Here is a 322-nt window from a genome sequence, read left to right on the forward strand (position 1 = left end):
GGTGGGAAAAAGAGAGCGGCAAGCTTCAAGCTTCAAGCTGCAAGAAAAAGCGGCGGTGTACGCGAATTGCTTTTTTCTTGCTGCTTGCAGCTTGAGACTTTCAATGCCCGACGTAGACGGTCAGGGTCTGCCCGGGCTTGAGGGCATGACCGCTGCGCGGGTTCCAGCGCTTGAGGTGCTTCATTTCCACGTTGAAGCGCTTGGCCACCAGGTACAGCGAGTCACCCTTGCGCACCTTGTACTGGGTAGAGCGCTGCGCCGACGCCGCTACGCGATTGCCGGCGGCGCTCGGGGCGTTGCCGCCGCGCAGGGCCAGGACCTG

Annotated in this window: 1 protein-coding gene; it reads right to left on the reverse strand. The window is 61.8% G+C overall.

Annotated elements, in window-relative coordinates:
• Positions 1-100: 100 nt before the first annotated feature.
• On the reverse strand, positions 101-322 hold a 222-nt coding region (locus QWI17_RS00115; RefSeq protein WP_302720477.1), incomplete at its 5' end, for a LysM peptidoglycan-binding domain-containing protein.

This window comes from Gilvimarinus gilvus, from assembly GCF_030518155.1.
GTDB lineage: Bacteria > Pseudomonadota > Gammaproteobacteria > Pseudomonadales > Cellvibrionaceae > Gilvimarinus > Gilvimarinus gilvus.